We start from the raw sequence: 22,402 nt of genomic DNA on the forward strand, positions 1-22,402 counted from the left end.
GAAGTATCAGACTTCTGCTTTTTCCCTCGCTTTCTTTATCGAAGAAACATCTTCAGTAAGATTATAATCTTTTATCACTCTTAATACCTCAGCCACTCCCCAGGCCTGCGCCACGCAGCCTCTCGGATGATGGGGGGCATCTGCATCAAATATTTCTGATACACTTCCGATACAACCTTCATTTAAGTGATAAGCAAAATCATCAATGATCTTTTTCACTTTTGACTTTTGACTTTTCACTTTCATTAATGCATCAACATACGGGCCAAGCAGCCAGCTCCAAACGGTACCTTCATGATAAGCAGAGTCACGATGCCAGGCATCTCCACCATAGACAGGTATATAATGTGAATCTGTTTTAGGAAGGCTTTTAAGTCCCACCGGCGTGTAAAGGTTGTCTTCTACAACCTGCAATACTGCAGCAGCTTTTGCTTCTTCTATTAAGGGATACGGCAAACTGATTGCAAACAATTGGTTTGGTCTTAGTGTTGGATCAGGATAATTGTTTTCACCGATCACATCATAGAGATAATTACCTTCTGCATACCAAAACTTTTCTTCGAAACTTTGTTTTGTTTTTGCTGCACTTAACTCAACAATGTCTGCATCATTTTCCTGTTCATTCATGCGTAGTAAGTCAGCAAATATTTTTAAAGCATTATACCACAAAGCCTGTATCTCTACCGGCTTACCCATACGTGGCGTAACTACCCATGTTCCTATACGTGCATCCATCCATGTTAACTGCTGACCAAATTCTCCTGCATACAATAATCCATCTTCCTCAACATGGATATTGTAACGGGTGCCTTTATAATGCCAGTCGATGATTTCTTTTATTACAGGTAAAATTTCATGTATGACAAAATCTCTGTCACCTGTTGCTTCCAAATATTTTTTTATGGCGATGAAATACCATAACGTTCCATCCACATTGTTATATTCCGGAGCTTCACCATTATCCTGGAAGCGATTGGGTAACATACCCATACTCACACTTTTGGCAAAAGATGCAAGAATTTTCTTTGCATCTTCATACCTGCCGGTGCTCAAACATAAGCCAGATAAGGATATCATGGTATCACGCCCCCAATCGGTGAACCAGTGATAGCCTGCAATAACTGTAGCCCCCTCTAAATCCCCCCGGTGAGGGAGACTTTCGGAATTGTTCTTTTTACAATGAACTGGTCTGCTGCTAATGTTAATATTTGTTCAACTGTACTGCTGAAAGGTTGTTCTAGTAAGCCTTCTCTTCTTTGTTTTTCTTTCAATAATAATTCAATTGCATTTTTACCGGAGGGATCCTCTGTTGTAAGAATGATGCCAAGGGTATCACCTTGTTTTAGTTCAACTAAAAATTTTCCATGATTGAATAAGTCTTCCACAAAATCCAATCCCCGGTATTGTTCTATGCTGTAATTGAAATTATAAAACCAGTTTGGATGGTGTTCATATTTTGCATCGGGAACTTTTATAAATATTTCAGGCGTGCTTTCGTAAACTTTTGTTTTAAAGACATTGTTGTTGAATAATACATCCCAATGCGCATCATTGTTTGCATGCATCATGCTGTGATAACCACGAACAGCTAGTAATGGAAGCAGTTCCAGTGTAAATGTCTTTGCCGCTTTTACAACTTCATAAATTATAACTGTTGTATTTTCTCCATGAACCATTGCAATCGTTTTCTTTACTTCGACACCATTCACTTCATGGATCCACTCCGGAAATATTTCTTTCTTAAATGATGAAAGGTATTGATAGCCTTGTGGTGCAATAGTATCGCCGTAATTGTTTGTTCCTAATTCAAACCGTTCGTTGTTAATAATGATCGTTTCATCAAGTTTGCTTATAAGGTTCATTCGTTCTGCAGGTGGCACAGTTGCGGCCATTAATAAACTGTGATAGCGTCTTGTATTGCAGCCAATAACAGATGAACCGCTCCAACCGCCAAGGCCATTGGTTTCAAGCCATTCATGTTGAATTGCTTCATTATAGTCTGACAGCACAGTTTTATTTTTTTGTAACAGCATAAATTTTTTTTGTAGTAAGCAGTATAACTTTCTTCAACATAGTTGTGTCACTCACTTGTACTTTCAAAACAGTTGTCAGCTATCACGTATCAGCATTCTGTAATGCCAAACATATTTAACCGAAACCTGATTGCTGATTGCTGAAACCCATTATTCAGCACAAGTGTGCGACGCAACAAAAGCATCATACCTGTTCTGCTGCAGGGCTCATAATTTTTTCTTCTGTATTTTCTATTAGAGGTGTTGATATTCTTTGTATCAGTTCTGCCACAACACCCGTCCAGCCTGTTTGATGTGAAGCGCCAACACCGCGTGCCGTATCTCCATGAAAATATTCATAGAATAAAACAAGGTCTTTGAAATGTGGATCATCGCGGTACAGTGCATAGTTATCATTCACAGGCCTGTTACCATTTTCATCCTTTCTAAAAATTGAAACCAGCCGGTTTGCAATGTCATTCGCCACATCTCTTATCTTAACTATATTTCCCGAGCCTGTTGGCAATTCAACTTTTGATTCTCCTTTGTAGTAATCGCAATATTGCTGCAAAGCCAGCACCAGTAAATAATTCATCGGCATCCACACAGGGCCGCGCCAATTACTATTGCCGCCAAACAATGAACTGGTTCCTTCACCTGGCTGATAATCCAAGCCGAATTCCTGCCCATCTATTGTTACGTGATAACCATGTTTATGAATCTCTGAAATAGAACGTATGCCGCCCTTGCTTAAAAATTCATTTTCATCCAGCAATGCTTTCAATAATTTTTCTAATCTTTTTCTTGGCACGAGTGATAATAAAATATCGTCATGATCTTTTAATTCTTCGATCACTAAATATTGCTGGTTATGCTCACGATATTTCTGGAACCATTTTAACCTTCGGTGAAACTCCGGTACTTTATCGAGCAGATCTTTTTTCAAAACAAACACAGCAAACAAAGTACTCAGGCCAACAAGGCTTCTTACTTTCACAGGAATATATTTGCCACCGGGCATTGAGAGTACATCATAAAAAAATCCTTCTTCATCATCCCAGCTTCCCGTCCAATCTTCACCGAGGCGATTAAGTGATTCTGCTATATAAATAAAATGCTCAAAGAATTTGGTGGTTACATCTTCATAATTGGGATTGTGCTGCGAAATTTCAAGCGCCATTTCCAACATATTCAAACAATACATCGCCATCCAGCTGGTTCCATCAGCTTGTTCTAACATGCCTCCACCTGGAATTGCACTGCTGCGGTCGAATACGCCAATGTTATCAAGACCTAAGAAGCCTCCTTCAAAAACATTTTTGCCATGATGGTCTTTTCGGTTAACCCACCAGGTAAAATTGATGAGTAGTTTTTGAAAAACCTTTTCAAGAAAATCAATATCTCCTTTGCCTGTTTTTGCTTTATCCATTTTATATACCTGCAAACAACTCCATGCATGCACAGGAGGGTTTACATCACTAAAGGCCCATTCGTATGCAGGCAATTGTCCATTGGGATGCATGTACCACTCACGCAAAAAAAGTATAAGCTGGTCTTTGGCAAACTGCGGATCGATCATAGAAAGTGGCACACAATGAAAAGCCAGGTCCCATGCGGCATACCACGGGTATTCCCATTTATCGGGCATAGAAATAATATCTTCATTGTTGAGTGTATGCCATTTATGATTGCGTCCATGCTTGCGCTGTTCAGGTGGTGGTGGCTGCCCTTCGTCTCCGTTCAGCCACCGCGGAATATCTATGTTGAAATATTGTTTACTCCATAACATACCTGCAAATGCCTGGCGCTGTATGTTACGCAGATCCTCGTCTTTTGTAGTATGAATATTATTGTAAAATTCATCTGCATCCTGTACACGCTCTTCAAAAATAAAATCGTATGCATCCCCCAATGGATTTTCATGCATTAATACATGCTTGCTCAAACGAAGCTTTATCGTTTCGGATGAACCTCCGGCAATATTCAGATGATACAACGGCGAAAATTTGGTGCCAGACTCTTTGCCTTGCAGCAATTTGTAATCATTATTTATAACTGCATGATGAAATGCATCTTTTACAAAAGGGCTTTCATTGGGTGTGCCGTATAAACGTTCTTTGTTGGTTTCATTTTCGGTGAATAAAGTTCTATCCGGTTTTTCAAAATATAAATGATATTCATCCACCCAATAATGATTTACTTCTGCCATGCCATACCTGTCATTCATTTCTCTAAGAGCGATAAAAGGTTTCTGATGCATTAATCCAAAACTCCAGTGGTTGCGCATCCAGATCGTTGGCAGTAAAGCTATGTAAGCCGCAGACTTACTGCGGTTATGTACGGTGATACGAATGCAGATATCTTCTTCTGTATTTTTTGCATACTCTGTAAATACATCAAAATAATTTCCATTGTCAAACAAGCCCGTATCAAGCAATTCATATTCTTTTTCAAATTTGTTACGGTTGCGATTTGTATTTACAAGATCAGCATAAGGAAATACTGCCTGTGGATACTTATACAAATGTTTCATGTAAGAATGCGTAGGCGTATTATCCAGATAGTAATATAACTCTTTTACATCTTCACCATGATTACCTTCATTGCCTGTAAGCCCAAACAAACGCTCTTTTAAAATGGGATCTTTTCCATTCCACATGGCAATAGAAAAACAAATGCGTTGCATATCATCGCTGATACCTGCAATACCATCTTCGCCCCAGCGGTACACACGGCTGCGTGCATGATCGTGCGGAAAATAATCCCAGGCATTACCATACTCGCTGTAGTCCTCACGTACAGTGCCCCATTGACGTTCACTTAAATATGGGCCCCATTTTTTCCAAAGTGGATTTTGCAAACGATGCTGTTCGCTGTTCATGTTTTTATTTTTATGTAGTGAGCTTTTGTTATGCTATGATGCTTTGCTTGTGTCACTCACTTGTACGTTCTGAACAATGATGAGCAATGAACAAAACGTACAAGAGTGCGACGCAACAGGTGGTGCCATAGTATACAACGGCCGGGTAAATAAATTTCCTGCTAAAGAATATAAGTGCTTATATATTTCTATCCATTATCCTCAAAGCCCGGGTATAAAGTCATTCCGCCATCCACAAACAAGGTAGTGCCGTTAATATAGTCCGCGTCATCGCTTGCTAAAAACACCGCAGCTTTACCAATATCTTCTACCTGGCCGATGCGTTTTTCAGGAATGAGTTTGAGTAATTCCTGCAGGTGCGCCTGCGTGTCCCATGCATCATGATTGATAGGCGTTGCAATTGCGCCCGGCGCAATACTGTTGATGCGGATTTTCTTTGGCGCATATTCCTGGGCAATGGTTTTCATCATTAACATCACGCCACCTTTACTGGCTGCATAATTTGCATGGCCGGCCCATGGAATAACTTCATGCACACTGCTCATGCAAATAATTTTTCCTGCTGCTTTGCTTTTAGTTTCATCAATACCTCTTCTCAAAAATTCTTTGATGGCTTCCCTTGCACAAAGGAACTGCCCGGTAAGATTTACGCCTAATACAAAGTTCCATTGTTCCAATGTCATTTCTACAAATTTTGCATCACGCTGGAGGCCTGCATTGTTTACCAGTATATCAACTGTGCCAAATTGAGCAATAGTATCTGTAAACATTTTTATCACTTCATCTTCTTTACTTACATCGCATTGATAAGAGATTGCTTTACCACCTGCTGCTGTAATATTTGCCACAACTGCATCTGCCATAGGTTTTGCGCCGGCTACCGGGTAATTAACTATTACAGTTGCACCGGCTTTAGCCATTTCCTTTGCACATCCTGCACCTATGCCACTGCTGGCACCGGTAATGATAGCTATTTGTCCGTTTAATTTTTTATCCATGTTTGTATTTTGTTTTATTGTTAATAGAGTGTTCCTATGGAAGAATATGTTGCAAATTCTTTTCCTTCCAATGCTTTTTTGATCAATGAAATTTCAAAGTCTGTTATAATGTTAGTGTAATATTTATAAACATCCTCAGCAGTCTCAAAAGGATTAGGGTAATGATGGCTATTGTTGCAATTCTTATTGGCCATATAATAAAAATAATCAGCAGCCTGTAATCTGCTCCATACTTCCAGCAAATACGGATCATTTGTATACATTACCATTTTCTCCAGGCTATAAATTTTTTTAAGTGTGTTATTCTGCATCATATTATCGCACCATACACAACATTCTTTTGTTTTATCTTCCCATGAAATGGTGTGCGGTACATCATACACATCTAAAGCTTCATAATTATCTATGGCACCTGAAGCGGTTGCAAAATCAAAACTCGTTTCTTTCAAAACCTCTGCCGGTAAAGCTTCCAGAAAATCAAATATGCCTGAGCTTTCTTTTTTGTGCACACCAAATGTTTCGTAATCCATAAAGAGATTAATAATATCTGTCTCACCGGGATGGGCATGAATCCATTCCGCAAACTTATCAGCAGATAAAGGGTGCTCATTCCACGATGCATCATTAAAACGAAAAGAAATATCATCTGATAAAACAGAATTCCGCAGCAGTAAACCAAAGCTATCAATCCCCGGTGCTTTATATATCTTATTATTTGTTTTGCCTTTTAGTAACCTTTCAATTCCTTCACATAAGATGCCTTTATAACCAAGCGCAGAAATATGTGCTGCCAGATTGTTATTATAAATCAGTTCTGTATTACGGAATACACCGGGCTTCATTCCAAAAATTTCTTCAATTAAATGACTATGTTTTTCAACCTGCCTGTCAAATTCTTTTTTAGAATGTAAAAAGCTTAAGGAGTGATAATACGTTTCTGCCAGTATCTCTACGTAGCCTGTATCAACCAGTTCTTTAAAAGAATCAATCACATCGGGCCTGTGTTTTTGTAGCAGATCAATCAATACACCACTTAAGGAAAAATTGACTTTGAATTTACCCGCATGTTTAATGATGGCAGATAAAATGATCTTGTTGGCTGGTAAATAACAGGCATCTGCTAAAGTATCGATCGCAGCTACATCAGCCGTTGCGTCTTCATAACAGTGACTTACACCCACTTCTTTTGAGCTGTATTGTTTTAATTGAAAAGGATGGTGCACTTTAAAGAATAAGCAAACGGAAGACATAGATTGTATTAAGCATTGTAAAAGTAGTAATAGCAGAGGCCCTGAATTGTCAGCGAAATGATAATTAACAACAGATATTAGTTCCGGATGAATTGATCATTTAACTCGATTTTTTTACGGTTGTAAAATAACATGCCTGAATCTCTCAATTCATTGAATAATACGTTTACACTTTGCCTTGATGTAGCTATTACTGCAGCAATATCACTATGCGTTAAATAGTTATTCAGCACTATTTTATTGCCCATACGATTGCCATCCGTTGTTGCCCAATTCTTAATAAAGCGGATCAGTCTTGCTTTTGCATCGCAGAATACAAGATCAGAATGACGGCTTTCCAGTTTCTTCAGTTTATTGTTTACCATATTGGCATAACTCAATGCCATCATTGGATTCTCCTGTAGTAATTTTTTAAAATCTGCTGCATTAAAACAACAGATAACCGTATTTGCAGTAAGTGCTTCTGCAAACTCATCTACAGTTTTGTTGTTGCTTAAACTAAGATCTCCGAAGATATCCGGTGCGGTAAGGATGTCCTTGATCAGTTCATCATCTGAATCACTGAAATCAGAAAGTTTTATTTTGCCTTGTATTAGCAGGTATATCTTGCTGTAAGCACCTTCACCATAATTAATGTTTTCACCTTTGCTGATGGTTCTTACTTTCATCAGTGCAGTTGCATCTTTAGTAAGTTGCTCACCTGCATTTGCAAACAAGGGGTGACTCTTTAGATAAATGTATTTTACTTCTTCGTACATGATAGATGGTTTTTAGTGTAAATGATCCGTGTTTGGTATGATTAGTTTTGAGAAAGCATTAATGTTTCTTTCATGCTGTTGTAAAGTTGTTGCCTTGGAATTAGCTTTTTACAGCTGCTAAAATGTTTGCTTATAAACAGGAAACCCGTAACGTCCGTGAATATTATTTCACCAAGACATAACTGTTTCATTTGTGTTTGTGAAAGATTTTCAAAAATGTTCCATTCGTCTTTGATAAACCTGCGGTTACTATTTTTCATGTTTACAGTTTTAGTTGTTGGTAAATTTTAATTACACTTTATTGTTCATTACCTGCAATTGCATTTTCAATTTTTGTTATCAGAATATTTTTTGGTTTCAATCCAATTAAGTGATCTATCAATTCTCCATTCTTAAAAATTAAGATCGCAGGTAGTTCAATAATGCCATACTCTTTTGCAATCAAATTATTCTCCTGCGTATCAATGGTAAAAAAATTTGCTTTTGATGCGTAAGACTTACTCAGCTCTTCATAAATCGGGGCAATGATCTGGCACCCGCCGTTCCATTCTGTTTTAAATTGTACTATAGCTATTCCTTTTCCTTTTATGATCCTGTTTGTAAAATCTATACCTGAAAGCGTCCGGTTCATTTTGGTTGTGTTTGTGCCGGTATATAGCCAACTGCTGTGCCAAAAAATTTAACGCTAATACGAAGTAGGCTGAAATGCCTTACAGTAAAGGGTTTCAGCAATTTTATGGTTTAACAAATTTCAAACAAATAAGCACATCGTCTTCACAAAATATTGGGAATTTCCCAAAATATTGTGAGTGAAAAGATGGGATAATATAAAGTTTGTGATGGTGTTTATGAGCCGGAGTGATGAATATATATCAGGCTTTTGTTGCGTCGCACTCTTATACGTCCTACACTTTATTCAAGTGGTAAAAAGTCTTATATATGACTTTTTGAATTGAATAATATTCATAGCATTACAGTTGAAAGGATTTTTCCTCCTGCACGTATTCAGTTCATCGCAGCAGGTTATTCTTTCTTTAACAGAATAAAGCCAATTTCATGAGTCGTATTTTTAAAATATTTTTCTGGGGAATGTTTATCAGCTTTCTTGGTTCTTTGCCTTTGGGAACTGTAAATGTTACAGCAACAAACATCACTGTTAATGAAAATGTGTATGCAGGTGTTTTATTTTCATTAGGTTGTTTATGTATAGAAACCGGGTGCCTTTGTTTTGTATTAGTTGCAATGGACTGGATATGTAAGCGGCAAAAAATATTCCGGCTGTTTGAATGGTTAACAATGATCCTTATTCTTGTAATGGCGGCAGGAAGTTTTTTAGCTGCCTATAAAATGAAAGCTTTTGGTGCAAGTGTGTTTACTGCTTATCATCTTCCGCCCTTTTTATTTGGCTTGCTGTTGAGTAGCCTTAACCCATTACATATTCCATTCTGGATTGGATGGACGACAATATTGATCAATAAAAAGATATTGATACCTGGTAAAAAAAATTATGTTATTTATGCAACGGGAATAAGTATTGGAACAATGATGGGATTTCTTGTTTTTGTATACGGTGGAGAATATATTATTCAGCAGGCAGGACAAAGACAAAATATTGTTAACTGGATTGTTGGTACCATATTGCTTATAACTGCTTTAGTACAATTGTACAAAATAATGGGTAAGAAGCTTCCTTTAAAAACACAGATCATATGAAGAAGAATAATAAATTTACCGGCATAGTGTTTTTATTATTTGCAGCAGTTGCCTGTAATATGTCTGTAGCCAAGAATAAGGCAACTAACGTGCTGGAGCCTGCCGGTGATAGATTCGCGGTGCTGGAATTATTTACATCAGAAGGATGTTCCAGTTGTCCGGCTGCAGACGCAGTGCTGGCGAAACTTTCAAAGGAGTACAAAGAAAAGGTACTTGCGCTGGAGTTTCATGTAGATTACTGGAACAGGCTTGGCTGGACAGATAGTTTTAGCAATGCAACTTTTAGCAGGCGTCAGGAAAAGTATGCTGTATTGTTTCATTTGAATTCTATTTATACACCACAAGTCATTATCAATGGAAGACATGAAATGGTTGGTTCTGATGAAACAAATATTCGCAGTAATATTCTTCATGAACTGAAAGATACTGCTACACAAATTATAACACTGCAATCTAAAATGTTAAATGAAAAAAGTATTGGTGTTTCTTATAATGTTGATACAACATCAAATGCTTTGCTGAATATTGCACTTATTCAGTTGCATGGAGAAACAGCCGTTAAAGGGGGAGAGAACAGCGGACATATTTTACAACACACAAATATTGTGAGAGATTTTAAAACAGTACATGTTAATGAACAATCGCAGGGCGGCATTAGTCTTGATGTTCCAAAAGGCTTGTCGGCAAAGGACTGTAAGGTGATTGCTTATTTGCAGGATGCAAATGATCTGCATGTAAAAGCGGTTACAGAAAGCTTACTTCAGTAATAATTTTCATATGATAAACGTTGCAGATGCCTTATAACCGAACGATGAAAGGATTGCGACGCAACAGGTGATGCTATGAAAAGCAAATGCTGGTATCAAAAAATTATTCTCTTTTGATACCCAGCTTTTTCATTCTTGCTTCAAGCGTTGTAGGATTTAAACCCAATATTTTTGCTGCTCCTTTTTCGCCACTTACTTTCCAATTGGTTTTATTGAGCACAGCGATGATGTGATCTTTCTCTACATCTTCCATTTTGTGTTTTACATTGCTTTTAGCGGAAGAAGTTTTTATAGCAGGTAACCAATCGCCATGTTCTAAAATGCCATCACGACTTAATATCAATGCACGCTCTATAATATTTTCAAGTTCTCGAATATTGCCGGGCCAATCGTATTCCATCAACGCATCCATTGTTTTGGAAGGGATATGTGTGATCTTCTTCCCGATCTTTGCTTCATACTTCTGGCAGAAATGTTTTACCAGTAAAGGGATATCTTCTTTTCTTTCACGTAACGGCGGACTAATAATAGGAAACACATTAAGCCTGTAAAAAAGATCTTCGCGAAATTCTTTTTTCTCAATGGCCTGTTCAAGATTGCGGTTGGTGGCAGCAATAATGCGTGCATTTACTTTCATTGTTTTTGGATTGCCTAATCTTTCAAACTCACCTTCCTGTAAAATGCGCAATAGTTTTGACTGCAGATCGAAGGGGAGTTCTGCAATTTCATCCAAAAAAATGGTGCCACCATCTGCCAATTCAAAGCGGCCGATCTTTCTATCCATAGCGCCTGTGAACGCACCTTTTTCATGACCAAACAATTCGCTTTCTATAAGATTGGCAGGCAGGGTGGCACAGTTTACTTTTACCAATGGCCTTTTACTTCTGTTACTGATGTTGTGCACTGCACGTGCCAGTAATTCCTTACCTGTACCGGATTCGCCGAGAATCAAAACAGTTGCATCAGTGGCTGCTACCTGTTCTAGTTGTTGCAATATGCGATGAAATTTTTTGCTTTTACTTACGATCTCTTCAAAATTATAATTCACTTTTATTTCATCCTGCAGGTATTGGTTCTGCGCCTGCAAACGGACCTGTTCCTGTTCCATTAAAACCTTGTCGGTAATATCTATGAACATGGTGCGGGTAAATTGTCCGCCAATATCAGGATTTGACCACCATTGAATCCAGATTGGGTTGCCATTGTCCCGGCGGCGCAGTTCAAGTACCACGCCACTTGTGTCAGTGCCGCGGCCCACAGATGCAAAAGCTTCTTCCATGCGTCGTTGCGCATCTGGTGTATCAGGCGCCATTTTTTTTCCATAAGTGTAAGGAACTTCTTCAGGTTTTACGCCAAGAATGCGTAATGCGGCCCTGTTGGCTTTAATGAATTTTGAGTCAAGGCCTTCATGTACGTAAGCAATAGGTGCTTCTTCAAAGAGATCGCGGAAACGTTCTTCACTTTCTTTAAGTAAGATCTTAAGCTGAGCATTTGCTTCTTCCAGTTTCTTTTGCGCAGCAAGCCGGTCAAGTTCTGCACCAGCCCTGTTGGCAAATATTTTAAGAACAGCCGTTTGATTTTTCTCAAGCGTTATTGGGTTTGGGTCTACTGCAATGATATGCCCCATTACTTCACCTGTAGATGGGCTAAAGATGGGCACGCCTATGTAAGATTCGAGACCTTTTTCTTTAGGGAAATATTCCTGTAACTTACTGGATGTAAAATAATTTTCACCACGCATGATGATCTCGCATGGCGTGCCTGCTGTATCATATTCTACATTATCGAGGATTTGATCTTTATCAAGATAGCAGATGGAACGTAACCTTGTTTTCTCGTGGTTGGCACATTCTGTTATCAAGGCGTAACGCATGGAAAGTGTAAGTGTAATATATTTGGCAAGCTGTACAAAAAAATCTTTTCCAATTAATCCGGATGTGGCTTCGGAAATAGTCCTCAGTAATTCTTCTTCTAATTTTCTTTTGTGTATATCCCTTACAATACTGCAGGAATATTCTTTACCCTCAAACTCAATATAATTTCCGGTTATTTCCACATCATATACGTAACCCGTTTTGTGACGGTGCTGAGATTCCCAGGTTATTTTTTTTTCTTTCTTCAGTCTATTCCAAAATGCGGGGAAATCCATCATTAATGCAGTAGGATTAATATCTGTTACTTTTTTCTTTGTAAGTTCTTCTTTGGCATAACCTGTCATTTGGCAAGCCGTATCATTAACAAGGAAAATATTTTGTTTAGAGTCTACCCAAAATACAGCTTCATGGATATTTTCCATAGTAAAATGGGAGAGTAGCTGTTCCTTTTCAAACTCCTTAGAAGAATTTTTTTGCATAAAACGGATTAATAAAAATGGTTAGTTCGGCAGCTAAAGTTAAACAAAGGAATTTATAACTGTAATTTCAAATGAGTGTGTTATGCGCCTTGTGGTGCATTGGTATGAATTATTTATGGCAGGAAATTGTGTGCTGCGCAGTATTGGTTAATTCGGGACTGAGATATGCAATGCCCAAACCCATTCCTCTTACGATCAGCAGCGCACCCATTGCAGCAATAAACCAGGGCACTGCTTTTTTGATGGTGTTACGTACCGAGATGTTTATAAAAAATCCAAAATAAGAAAGTGCAAACATGGCAGGAAAAGTACCAAGCCCGAAAGACATCATAAAAAATGCAGCACCATCAACACTGCCTGTGCCCAGGGCGCCTGCTATAGCCAGGTATACAAGGCCGCAAGGCAAAAGCCCGTTTGCCATACCCAGCAGAAAAACACTTTTGAGAGAACTGTTGTTTATAAATTTTGAAACAAGCTGCTGCACAAATAAGTTTAGCTTATTAAAACTACGCAAATGAAAAAAGGAATATCTGAGCAATGATTGAATTGCTATCACCAGTATTACGCACCCGGCAATAATAGAGAACCACTGCTGAAAACCACCGAGATAAATTTGTCTGCCTGCCAATCCAAATATCGTTCCCAGCGTTGCGTAAGTAACAATGCGGCCGGTATTATATAAAACTATGGCAGTTATTTTTTTTAGTTGTGGCAGGTTTTGTGTTGGCAGCGAAAATGCAATGGCACCGCACATTCCCACGCAATGGAAACTGCTTAGCAGACCAATACTAAAAGCTGATATGAATATTTGCCAGCTCATTATTTCACTTCAACATTTTGTTCGGTGTAAAATTTTTCTTTACCAGATTCCCACGTAAGCTTTAGCAGGTATTTTGTTTTAGCCAGTTTATTTTTTGCAATAAGCATTGTTCCGCTGTCACTGATATTTAATGGGATCTTTCTATCGTTTGAGGCATTGTTTGCACAATAAAACCATGCCTCACCTGTAAGTGCAGCGCCGTTTAATTCCTTTGGCAATTGAATAGAAACATCTGCAATATCTTCTGTAACCTTTACCCCGCTTAGTTTGTTTGCATTAGTAACACCATCAATTTTATCCTGGTAACGGAGCTCTTCACCATAATAATCTTTTGAAACAAGTTCAAAATTTTGTTGCATGCATTTATATACAAGCGTTCCTATTAAAGTGCCGAACAGAATAAATACGATCAGCAATTTATTTCCCCAGGTCATACATTTCTATTTTAATATTTTATAAAAACTTTTTTGATAGCTATCTTTTGTACTGGTGGCATCGCCTGTTGTGTCACTCACTTGTACTTTTCAGCTTCGAGCGGCGAGGTATGAGCTTCGGGTCTTTTGCTCGTGACCCCCCGCTAAAAGCTCACAGCGTTTCTTCAGTACAAGAGTGCGACGCAAGGAACGATGCTCAAAGAACAAATGCCAGGCTCATTATTATCTTGTTCAGGAAATTAATCATCTTCAACAGGCCCCAAAAAACTTGTAGTGACAGTTGTGATTTTTTTGCCGGACTGATATAAACCAAGTTTCAATTCTGTCTTCCTGTTTTTTATTGATGACTCTGGCAATATTATAAAAAACGAACCGCTGCCCTGGCCTTCCTTTGCTACCGTAATAAAAGGCTTTCCTACAAGTTCCACTTTACCATCTGCATCTTCCAGCTGTACAGACATGTGCAGTTCATCAACTGTTTTATTGGCCAGTTTTATATTGTATAAATTAGAAATGCTATCATGGCCGCGTTCCTGGTAAAGTATACCAGGTGTGCGCATTACTGTTACATCAATATCTTTTCTCGTAAATAATATAGCTGATAAAATAATTACCACCACGCCGCATAATGCTGTGTACATTTTCATTCTTGGTGTGTAGCGCAAAGGCTCTCCGTTTGCAATACTGTTCTCACTTGCATAACGAATAAGGCCGCGTGGTTTGCCGATCTTATCCATGATATTATCACAGGCATCAATACAGGCAGTACAGCCAACACATTCAAGTTGCACGCCATTGCGAATATCGATACCCGTAGGGCAAACTTTCACACACTGAAAGCAATCAATGCAATCGCCATGAATTGTTTCTTCATTCTTTTTAGCAACACCTCTGGGTTCTCCACGCTTATAATCATATGCAACTATCATGGAATTTTTATCAAGCAACACACCCTGTAAACGGCCATAAGGACAAACTACTGTACATGCCTGCTCCCTGAAAAATGCATACACACCATAAAATACGGCACTGAAAATAAGTAATGCGCTAAAACCACCGACATGCTCAGAGATTGGTTCTGTAATAATTTTTTCTAATTCTTTTATGCCAATGATGTAAGAAAGAAAAAAGTTTGCAATGATGAATGACAGTAAATAAAACACCACATGTTTAAAAGTCTTTCTGGCTATTTTTTTCCCATTCCATGGTGCTTTTGCAAGCATTTTCTGTTGAGTTGCATCGCCTTCTATCCAATACTCGATCTTACGGAACATCATTTCCATAAAGTTTGTTTGTGGGCAGGCCCAACCACAAAACAATCTTCCAAATGATGCTGTAAAAAGAATAATGAAAAAAATGAATGTTATCATGCCAAGGCCGAGGATAAAGAAATCCTGTGGCCAGAAAACTTTTCCAAACAAAATAAATTTTGCCTGCGGAATATTAAACATGAATAATGGTCTGTCATTAACCTGCACAAAAGGCAACCCAAAGAAAACAATAAAATATACTAAGCTTAGCCATGTGCGCAGTCTGTAAAATTTTCCCTTTGGTTTCTGCGCATAGATCCAGTTACGTTTACCACCTGCATCTACTGTTGCAAGATGATCGCGAAAACTTTCTTTATTTTTTTTCTGTAAGTGATTTTCCATTGTTTAGTTTGCTGCTTGTGCCTGGCCCACAACTTTTACAGAGTCTTTTACCGGAGCCTCTTCATTATACAAATCGCCCTGCGGTTCTTTTGGATTGGCAGGTTTGGTGCCATGCAGAGATTTTATATAGCTTGCTATCTCTGCAAGTTGTACCGGGCTGAAATCAGCCTCCCATGATTTCATTCCTTTTTCAGGTACACCATATTTAATAGTTTTAAAAATATCTTTTATACCGCCTTTATGTAACCAGTAATCGTCAGTTAAATTAGGCCCAACCACACCCTGACCTTCGGGTCCATGGCAAGGTGCGCAGGTGCTGCTGAATATTTTTTTGCCTTCTCCCAAAGCAGCCCCATCTGTTAAAAGGGTTACTGAATTTTCATCAACTTTATTAGCGGCTTTCTTTAAATATTCTGCCTTTTCTTCATCAGCTTTTGCAACAGCAGCAAAGTATTCTTCCTGGCTGGATGGTGCAGTATGCGATACATTGGCGCGATAGAGATATACAGCTGCAAATACAATACAGATATAGAATCCATACAGCCACCATGGCGGCAAACGGTTATCCAGTTCGCGTATGCCATCATAGTCGTGGCCAAGATCAACTTCTTCATGTGCAGGTCTGAAATTGTTTATTTTTGCCCACCATTTTTTCCATATTGATTCTTTAGGGGCCCGTGCTTCTTCTGCTACAACTGAAATAATTTTTTCTTTTGCCAGCAGACCTTTCAGCGAAAATAACATAGCAGTTATCACTAGTATTTCCAATGCGATTACACCGATGATCGTATAAAATGAAAATGCTGACAGGCCACCGTAAGATGCTGCCGCCTCTTGTGCGGGTGCTGCAACATTCTGCGAAAAAGATATATAAGAGATTGTGCAGAATAATAATACCATTAAAGTTTTTGCGGGAATTATCGAATTCTTTTTTTCTTCTTTTTCTCTTTCTGCCTTGATCTGTGCAACATTAATTAATAAACGCCCCAGCATTACAATAGCAAGCAATAGCGCCCCAGCAACAACAATTAGTGAAACCGCTAAAGGATTATCTAACTGGGATGGTGGCGGCGGGCCTGCTGCAAATACATTTACCATTGCACATAATGCAAGTACACCTGTTAATGCGGTAGCTTTAAACAATTGTTTCCGGCCTGTTGGTTTCATTTTCAAAAAGTTTTCAGTTAATTATTTATTTCTGCTCCGTCTAATGGAATATGTTTCATTACATCGATCAGTTTTTTATCTGCACGCCATGCCCACAAACCCATCACCACAAAAAACACAAAGAAGATCATGAATGAGGACAAGCCAAAAATGTCTACACCCGTTATTTTTTCTAAATAGTTTATGAATTGCATTTGAATTTTTTTTAATGAACTTTTGAATAACTATTAAGCTTTCGTTGTGTCACTCACTTTTGCGTTCGGAACTATATGCAGCTGTTAGCCTTTAGCTGATAGCTAATCTTCAGTACAAGTGTGCGACGCAAGGAACGATGAACAAAGAGCTATAGCTGGCTATAAAAAATACTTGCTATTTATTTTCTGCAACCTGTTTTGATTCTGCTTTAATATCTGTTCCAACTCTTTGCAGGTATGCTATCAGCGCAATTATTTCGCTGTTGGCAGGTGCATTAAGTTTATCTTTTTTAAGATCAGCTTTTATTTTATTTGCCTGCGCTATAAGATCAGTGTTTGCCTGCAGATCATAACCGGGTGCATAAGGCACTCCTAATGTTTGCATGGCCCTTATTTTGGCAGGAGTAGAGCCTGTATCAAGTTTATTATCCATCAACCACGGATAAGAAGGCATAATAGAACCCGGCGACATACTTCTTGGATCGAACATGTGGTTGTAATGCCAGCTATCAGGATATTTGCCTCCGATACGTGCAAGATCAGGCCCTGTTCTTTTACTGCCCCACTGGAAAGGGTGATCATAAATAAATTCACCGGCTTTACTATACTCTCCATAACGCGCCACTTCATCTCTGAAAGGGCGGATCATTTGTGAGTGACAGGTATAACAACCTTCACGAACATAAATATCGCGGCCCTGTAATTCAAGTGGCGTATAGGGTTTAACTGATGCAATGGTTGGTACATTGCTCTTGATAAGAAATGTAGGAACAATTTCAAGAATACCACCAATAGCAACTGCTATTAAGCTAAACACTAACATTTGTACAGGTTTTCTTTCTATCCAGCGATGCCAATGCTCTTTGCCATGTGCCTTAATTACTTTTGGTAATGGTGCGGCTTCAGCAGCTTCATCTGCAACAAGACTTCCTGCTTTAATTGTTTTGTACACATTATAGATCATGATGAATACACCAATAAGGTATAAGGTGCCACCAGTGCTTCTTGCCATGTATTCGGGAAGAATGTTGGTAACTGTTTCGAGGAATTGAAATTTCAATTGTCCTTCTTCTGTAAAGGTCTTCCACATCATGCTTTGTGTAAAGCCTGCCCAATACAATGGCACTACATAAAGAACTATCCCTATAGTACCGATCCAGAAATGTGTATTAGCTAATTTCTTTGAGTAAAGCGGTGTTTTGAAAATTTTTGGAATGATCCAATAGATAACACCAAAGGTTAAGAAGCCATTCCAGCCAAGTGCACCAACGTGTACGTGCGCAATAATCCAGTCTGTAAAGTGTGCAATAGCGTTTACATTCTTAAGGCTTAACATCGGGCCTTCAAAAGTTGCCATACCATAACAGGTTACAGCAACCACCATGAACTTCAAAATAGGGTCTTCTCTTACTTTATCCCACGCACCTCTTAGTGTAAACAATCCATTTAACATGCCGCCCCAGCTTGGTGCAATAAGCATTACGCTGAATACCACACCAAGACTTTGTGCCCAATCAGGTAACGCTGTGTATAATAAGTGGTGCGGGCCAGCCCAGATATAAATAAATATCAGTGCCCAGAAGTGAACGATTGATAAACGATAGCTGTAAACCGGTCTGTTAGCGGCTTTGGGAAGAAAGTAATACATCAATCCCAGGTAAGGCGTAGTTAAGAAAAATGCTACTGCATTATGCCCATACCACCATTGCACTAATGCATCCTGCACGCCTGCATACCAGCTATAGCTTTTAAAAAAGGAAACAGGTAATTCAAATGAGTTTACAATATGCAGCATTGCAACAGTAACCCAGGTTGCGATATAAAACCAGATGGCAACATACAAATGACTTTCCCTGCGTTTAAGAATTGTACCAAACATATTTACCCCAAACACAACCCATACAATGGTAATAGCAATATCAATGGGCCATTCCAGTTCTGCATATTCCTTACCTGTTGTATAACCCATTAATAAAGTAATGGCCGCAGAAACAATAATCAATTGCCAACCCCAGAAATGAATTTTGCTTAGCTTATCGCTAAACATCCTTGCTTTACATAAACGCTGTAATGAATAATATACACCCATAAAAATACCATTGCCTACAAAAGCAAATATTACCGCATTGGTATGTACCGGTCTAACTCTTCCGAATGAAGTTGCTGCAGTATCAAGATTAGCAGCAGGAAAGAAAAGCTGAATAGATGCAAAAAGACCTGCAAGCATGCCTACTACGCCCCAGAAAAGCGTGGCATACACAAACATCTTTACTATCTTATTATCATAGTAAAATCTTTCAGTTGCAACAGGCTGGTCATTTAGTGCTGATGGTGTGAAATAAGCTGACATTAATCGATTTTTTTATTTTGGTTTTTAGAAACTGGTGCATCATCAAATAATATTCTTAAAGGGGGACTTTCTTCATCATCAAACTGGCCTTTTTTTATGCTCCATAGAAATGCGATCAGAAAAATGGCTGCTACTGTAATACTTGCAATCAGTAAAATGATAATAACACTCATGCTTATTTTATATGCATCAAATGTAGAATGCGGTGGCTGTGCTGTTTTTGACGTTACTCAACCTGTCTTATGATTGTTGTCATGTTTTTGAATGTATTGTATAAGAAAGTTTATGTGCCCGGCTGTAAAACAATGCGAAACAACTGTTGCGTCGCACACTTGTGCGGAAGAATATATAGCAACAGTGAAAAGTCAAAAGTGAGAAGGGAAAGGGGTTTTCAATTTGGCTTTTACTTTTCACTTGCTTAATAAAGTTCCGAACGTAAAAGTGAGTGACACAACATGCGATGCCACAACAATTGAAAGCTGGTAGCAAAATATTATTACTCCTTATTTTGTTTGGTGAGGTTCATTTTCCATGCTGCAACATTGCTTGCGCCAAATGTTACCAGTAAAATACTAAGGCTGCTTGCGGGCATAAGAATAGCAGCGATCATAGGAGAGAGGTTGCCCTGTACGGCAAAATATATTCCTATAATATTATACAGTATCGAGATTGCGAAACTTGCCAGCACTATTTTTTTATTGATCTTGCATAATTGAATAAACTTATACAGCTTTGGTAATTCGTCTGCTTCGAGAATCGCATCGCTGGCCGGTGTAAAATTGTTGCTGTGATCACTAATAGCAATTCCAACATCTGCCTGTTTCAATGCGCCTGCATCATTTAATCCATCGCCAAGCATCATTACTTTCTTAACCGCTCTTTGTAATTTTTTTATTTTCTCCAGCTTATCATCCGGGCCTTGCTGAAAGGAAAGTTCAGTCTCACTGCCAAATATTTTGTTGAGCGCAGCTCTTTCACTGTCATTATCGCCACTTAAAACAGAAAGGCCATATTTATTTTTAAGTTTTGTGATAAGGGATGGAATGTTATTGCGGTAATGATTTCTGAAAATAAATTTCCCCATCACTTTTTCTTTTACGGAAACATATACTGCGGAGCTTTCATTGTTAGTATTATCCCCCGTTACAAATTTTCGTGAGCCAACGGAAATCAAATCTCCATCCACAATGCCTTCAATGCCATAACCGGGTATTTCAGAAAAATCTTTTAAAGGCATTTTTGATGGGCTATTCAAATAAGAAAACACTGCTTTACTCATAGGGTGCGTGGATTGTGCGGCCAGCGTTGCGATCTTATTTTTCAAACGGCCGGAAAGGTATTCGCCTTTGTAGTCGATATCTGCACCAGCGCCGGTTGTAAGCGTTCCTGTTTTGTCAAAAACAATATGCTCAACATTGGCTATTTCTTCTATTACCTGTGCATTGCGCAGATAAAATTTATTGCGGCCAAGAATGCGTAAAATATTTCCGTTGGTAAAAGTGTTGCTTAATAAAAGTGCACATGGGCAGGCAATAATAAGCACAGCAGTAACTGCAGGCCATATTTTTGAGACGTCATTAAAATACCAGAATATTGCGGTAGCCAATGCTATAGAGAAAACGATCCAGGTGAAATACCTGCTTAGCAAATGCACGAATGATAACTGCTTTGTATTCTTGTCTTCCTTTATCTCATCGCGGTTCCAGAGTTTTGTGAGGTAGCTTTGCGCCACTTCTTTTATTACCAGTATTTCAATATTTGCGCCGGTTTGTTTTCCCCCGGCATAAACAATTTCACCCATTTCTTTTTGTATGGGTAAACTTTCGCCTGTTACAAAACTGTAATCAATAAATGCACGGCCGCGGGTTAGTATGCCATCTGCCGGAATCAATTCTTCATTATGAATTAGCAGGGTGTCATTTAGTTTTATATCGGGCAATGCAACTGTCTCTTCCATAGCAAGTACAAGTTTGGTAACGGCTATGGGAAAATAAGATGTATAATCTCTTTCAAAACTTAATTGCTCATAAGTTTTATCCTGCAATATCCTGCCAATCAGCATAAAAAAAACAATGCCGGACATACTATCAAAGTAGCCACTTCCTGTGTTGGTAAATACTTCATACAGGCTTCTGCCAAAAGTTACCCAAACTGCCAGCACTATTGGGGCATCTATGTTTAAGAATTTATGGCGCAAGCTCTTCCAGGCGCTGATATAAAATTCTGACGCACTATAAAAGAAAACAGGTAAACTTAAGATCACATTAAGAATGCGGAATAAACTAAGCAGATCCTGTTCTTTAGCATCGATACCCAGGTACTCAGGAAAACTTAATAACATAATATTGGCGAAGCAAAAACCCGCTACACCAAGTTTATAAATTTTTGACCTGTTCAAGCCAGGTTTGGCCTTCTTCATATCATTGAAGCTTATATACGGCTCGTATCCGATACTCGTAAGTAGTTCTGCTACCTGTTTTAAAGAAATGCCTGTATGGTTGAATATTATACTTACTTCTTTTTTTACAAAATTTACTTTACTGCTTATAATATGTTCATTAAGCCGGTGTAGATTCTCTAATAACCACAGGCAACTGCTGCAATGTATTTGGGGCAGGTAAAAGGTAACGTGGGATTGGGTTTTATCGGTATAATCAAGAAGAGAGCGCTGTATCTTTTCATCATTAAGAAAATTGAATTTATCTTTTCGTACAACTACCTTTCTGTTACTACCGGGATTTTTTGAAATGGAATAATAATCACACAGGCCATTTGTGTTTAATATGCCGTATACCATTTTGCAACCTTCACAGCAAAAATTTTTTCCGTAAGCAACCAGTGGATTTTTACCACAATCTTCCCCACAATGATAACAGGTTGTTTGTTGATGAATAGTCTGTTGGTCCATGTTGATTTTATGTAAACGCTGCAAAGCTATCCTCAATGAACGCCTGCGTTGCTGATGCGTCTCAACTATAAACATGATCATGGTCATGTAACCCAGGAAAGAGGCTGACCAGAATCATATTGTTTGGCAGAAAGCATTTCTATTT

Annotated in this window: 19 protein-coding genes; 2 read left to right on the forward strand and 17 right to left on the reverse strand. The window is 38.5% G+C overall.

The genetic code is table 11. The annotated features are described in order from the left end of the window. Positions 1-6: 6 nt before the first annotated feature. The 8 genes from FRZ67_RS23720 to FRZ67_RS23170 form a co-directional block, all read right to left on the reverse strand. Positions 7-1,206 carry an amylo-alpha-1,6-glucosidase gene (locus FRZ67_RS23720; protein ID WP_317131465.1) on the reverse strand — a complete coding sequence of 400 codons (1,200 nt, stop codon included), beginning with the start codon at positions 1,204-1,206 and terminating at the stop codon, positions 7-9. Next, the gene (locus FRZ67_RS23725) at positions 1,134-2,033 is read right to left on the reverse strand and encodes a glycogen debranching enzyme N-terminal domain-containing protein (protein WP_225975449.1); all 900 of its coding nucleotides are present in this window, start codon (positions 2,031-2,033) and stop codon (positions 1,134-1,136) included. Before FRZ67_RS23725 ends, FRZ67_RS23720 begins: the two co-directional genes overlap by 73 nt. A 184-nt stretch (positions 2,034-2,217) precedes the next feature. Next, the gene (locus FRZ67_RS23145; RefSeq protein ID WP_147192932.1) at positions 2,218-4,893 is read right to left on the reverse strand and encodes an MGH1-like glycoside hydrolase domain-containing protein; all 2,676 of its coding nucleotides are present in this window, start codon (positions 4,891-4,893) and stop codon (positions 2,218-2,220) included. Positions 4,894-5,081: 188 nt separating this feature from the next. Next, complete coding sequence (locus FRZ67_RS23150; RefSeq protein ID WP_147192933.1) at positions 5,082-5,891, reverse strand: SDR family oxidoreductase; 810 nt, start codon at positions 5,889-5,891, stop codon at positions 5,082-5,084. A 20-nt stretch (positions 5,892-5,911) separates the two neighbouring features. Further along, positions 5,912-7,141, reverse strand: a complete 1,230-nt coding sequence (locus FRZ67_RS23155) for a glycoside hydrolase family 57 protein (protein WP_147192934.1) — start codon at positions 7,139-7,141, stop codon at positions 5,912-5,914. A 77-nt stretch (positions 7,142-7,218) separates the two neighbouring features. Continuing rightward, positions 7,219-7,899 carry a Crp/Fnr family transcriptional regulator gene (locus tag FRZ67_RS23160; RefSeq protein ID WP_147192935.1) on the reverse strand — a complete coding sequence of 227 codons (681 nt, stop codon included), beginning with the start codon at positions 7,897-7,899 and terminating at the stop codon, positions 7,219-7,221. 41 nt (positions 7,900-7,940) lie between these two features. Further along, positions 7,941-8,159 carry a hypothetical protein gene (locus tag FRZ67_RS23165; RefSeq protein ID WP_147192936.1) on the reverse strand — a complete coding sequence of 73 codons (219 nt, stop codon included), beginning with the start codon at positions 8,157-8,159 and terminating at the stop codon, positions 7,941-7,943. Positions 8,160-8,197: 38 nt separating this feature from the next. Continuing rightward, complete coding sequence (locus tag FRZ67_RS23170) at positions 8,198-8,530, reverse strand: thioredoxin family protein (RefSeq protein WP_147192937.1); 333 nt, start codon at positions 8,528-8,530, stop codon at positions 8,198-8,200. Between the two features lie 425 nt (positions 8,531-8,955). Between FRZ67_RS23170 and FRZ67_RS23175 the strand changes: the two genes are divergently transcribed. Together FRZ67_RS23175 and FRZ67_RS23180 are read left to right on the forward strand one after the other, a co-directional pair. After that, entirely contained in the window at positions 8,956-9,612 is a 657-nt protein-coding gene (locus FRZ67_RS23175) for a LysE family transporter (RefSeq protein ID WP_147192938.1), read from the forward strand. After that, positions 9,609-10,379 (forward strand): DUF1223 domain-containing protein, encoded by a 771-nt coding sequence (locus FRZ67_RS23180; RefSeq protein ID WP_147192939.1) that lies wholly within the window; start codon positions 9,609-9,611, stop codon positions 10,377-10,379. The genes FRZ67_RS23175 and FRZ67_RS23180 overlap by 4 nt, the downstream gene beginning before the upstream one ends. A 103-nt stretch (positions 10,380-10,482) precedes the next feature. Here the strand turns inward: FRZ67_RS23180 and FRZ67_RS23185 are convergent, their stop codons facing one another. The 9 genes from FRZ67_RS23185 to FRZ67_RS23225 form a co-directional block, all read right to left on the reverse strand. Next, positions 10,483-12,732 carry a sigma-54-dependent Fis family transcriptional regulator gene (locus tag FRZ67_RS23185; protein WP_147192940.1) on the reverse strand — a complete coding sequence of 750 codons (2,250 nt, stop codon included), beginning with the start codon at positions 12,730-12,732 and terminating at the stop codon, positions 10,483-10,485. A gap of 109 nt (positions 12,733-12,841) precedes the next feature. Next, positions 12,842-13,552, reverse strand: a complete 711-nt coding sequence (locus tag FRZ67_RS23190) for a sulfite exporter TauE/SafE family protein (protein ID WP_147192941.1) — start codon at positions 13,550-13,552, stop codon at positions 12,842-12,844. After that, positions 13,552-13,986, reverse strand: coding sequence for a FixH family protein (locus tag FRZ67_RS23195; protein ID WP_147192942.1), 435 nt, complete (start codon positions 13,984-13,986; stop codon positions 13,552-13,554). Before FRZ67_RS23195 ends, FRZ67_RS23190 begins: the two co-directional genes overlap by 1 nt. A 239-nt stretch (positions 13,987-14,225) precedes the next feature. Further along, positions 14,226-15,638 carry a cytochrome c oxidase accessory protein CcoG gene (gene ccoG / locus FRZ67_RS23200; RefSeq protein ID WP_147192943.1) on the reverse strand — a complete coding sequence of 471 codons (1,413 nt, stop codon included), beginning with the start codon at positions 15,636-15,638 and terminating at the stop codon, positions 14,226-14,228. Positions 15,639-15,641: 3 nt separating this feature from the next. After that, on the reverse strand, positions 15,642-16,805 hold the full coding sequence (locus tag FRZ67_RS23205) for a cbb3-type cytochrome c oxidase N-terminal domain-containing protein (protein ID WP_147192945.1): 1,164 nt from the start codon (positions 16,803-16,805) through the stop codon (positions 15,642-15,644). A gap of 17 nt (positions 16,806-16,822) precedes the next feature. Then, entirely contained in the window at positions 16,823-16,999 is a 177-nt protein-coding gene (locus tag FRZ67_RS23210; RefSeq protein WP_147192948.1) for a CcoQ/FixQ family Cbb3-type cytochrome c oxidase assembly chaperone, read from the reverse strand. A 175-nt stretch (positions 17,000-17,174) separates the two neighbouring features. Further along, positions 17,175-19,349, reverse strand: a complete 2,175-nt coding sequence (gene ccoN, locus FRZ67_RS23215; RefSeq protein WP_147192950.1) for a cytochrome-c oxidase, cbb3-type subunit I — start codon at positions 19,347-19,349, stop codon at positions 17,175-17,177. Further along, positions 19,349-19,522, reverse strand: a complete 174-nt coding sequence (gene ccoS, locus FRZ67_RS23220) for a cbb3-type cytochrome oxidase assembly protein CcoS (RefSeq protein ID WP_147192952.1) — start codon at positions 19,520-19,522, stop codon at positions 19,349-19,351. The genes ccoN and ccoS overlap by 1 nt, the downstream gene beginning before the upstream one ends. A 323-nt stretch (positions 19,523-19,845) precedes the next feature. Then, the gene (locus FRZ67_RS23225; protein WP_147192954.1) at positions 19,846-22,257 is read right to left on the reverse strand and encodes a heavy metal translocating P-type ATPase; all 2,412 of its coding nucleotides are present in this window, start codon (positions 22,255-22,257) and stop codon (positions 19,846-19,848) included. Positions 22,258-22,402: the final 145 nt, after the last annotated feature.

It is taken from the genome of Panacibacter ginsenosidivorans, from assembly GCF_007971225.1.
GTDB classification, from domain to species: domain Bacteria; phylum Bacteroidota; class Bacteroidia; order Chitinophagales; family Chitinophagaceae; genus Panacibacter; species Panacibacter ginsenosidivorans.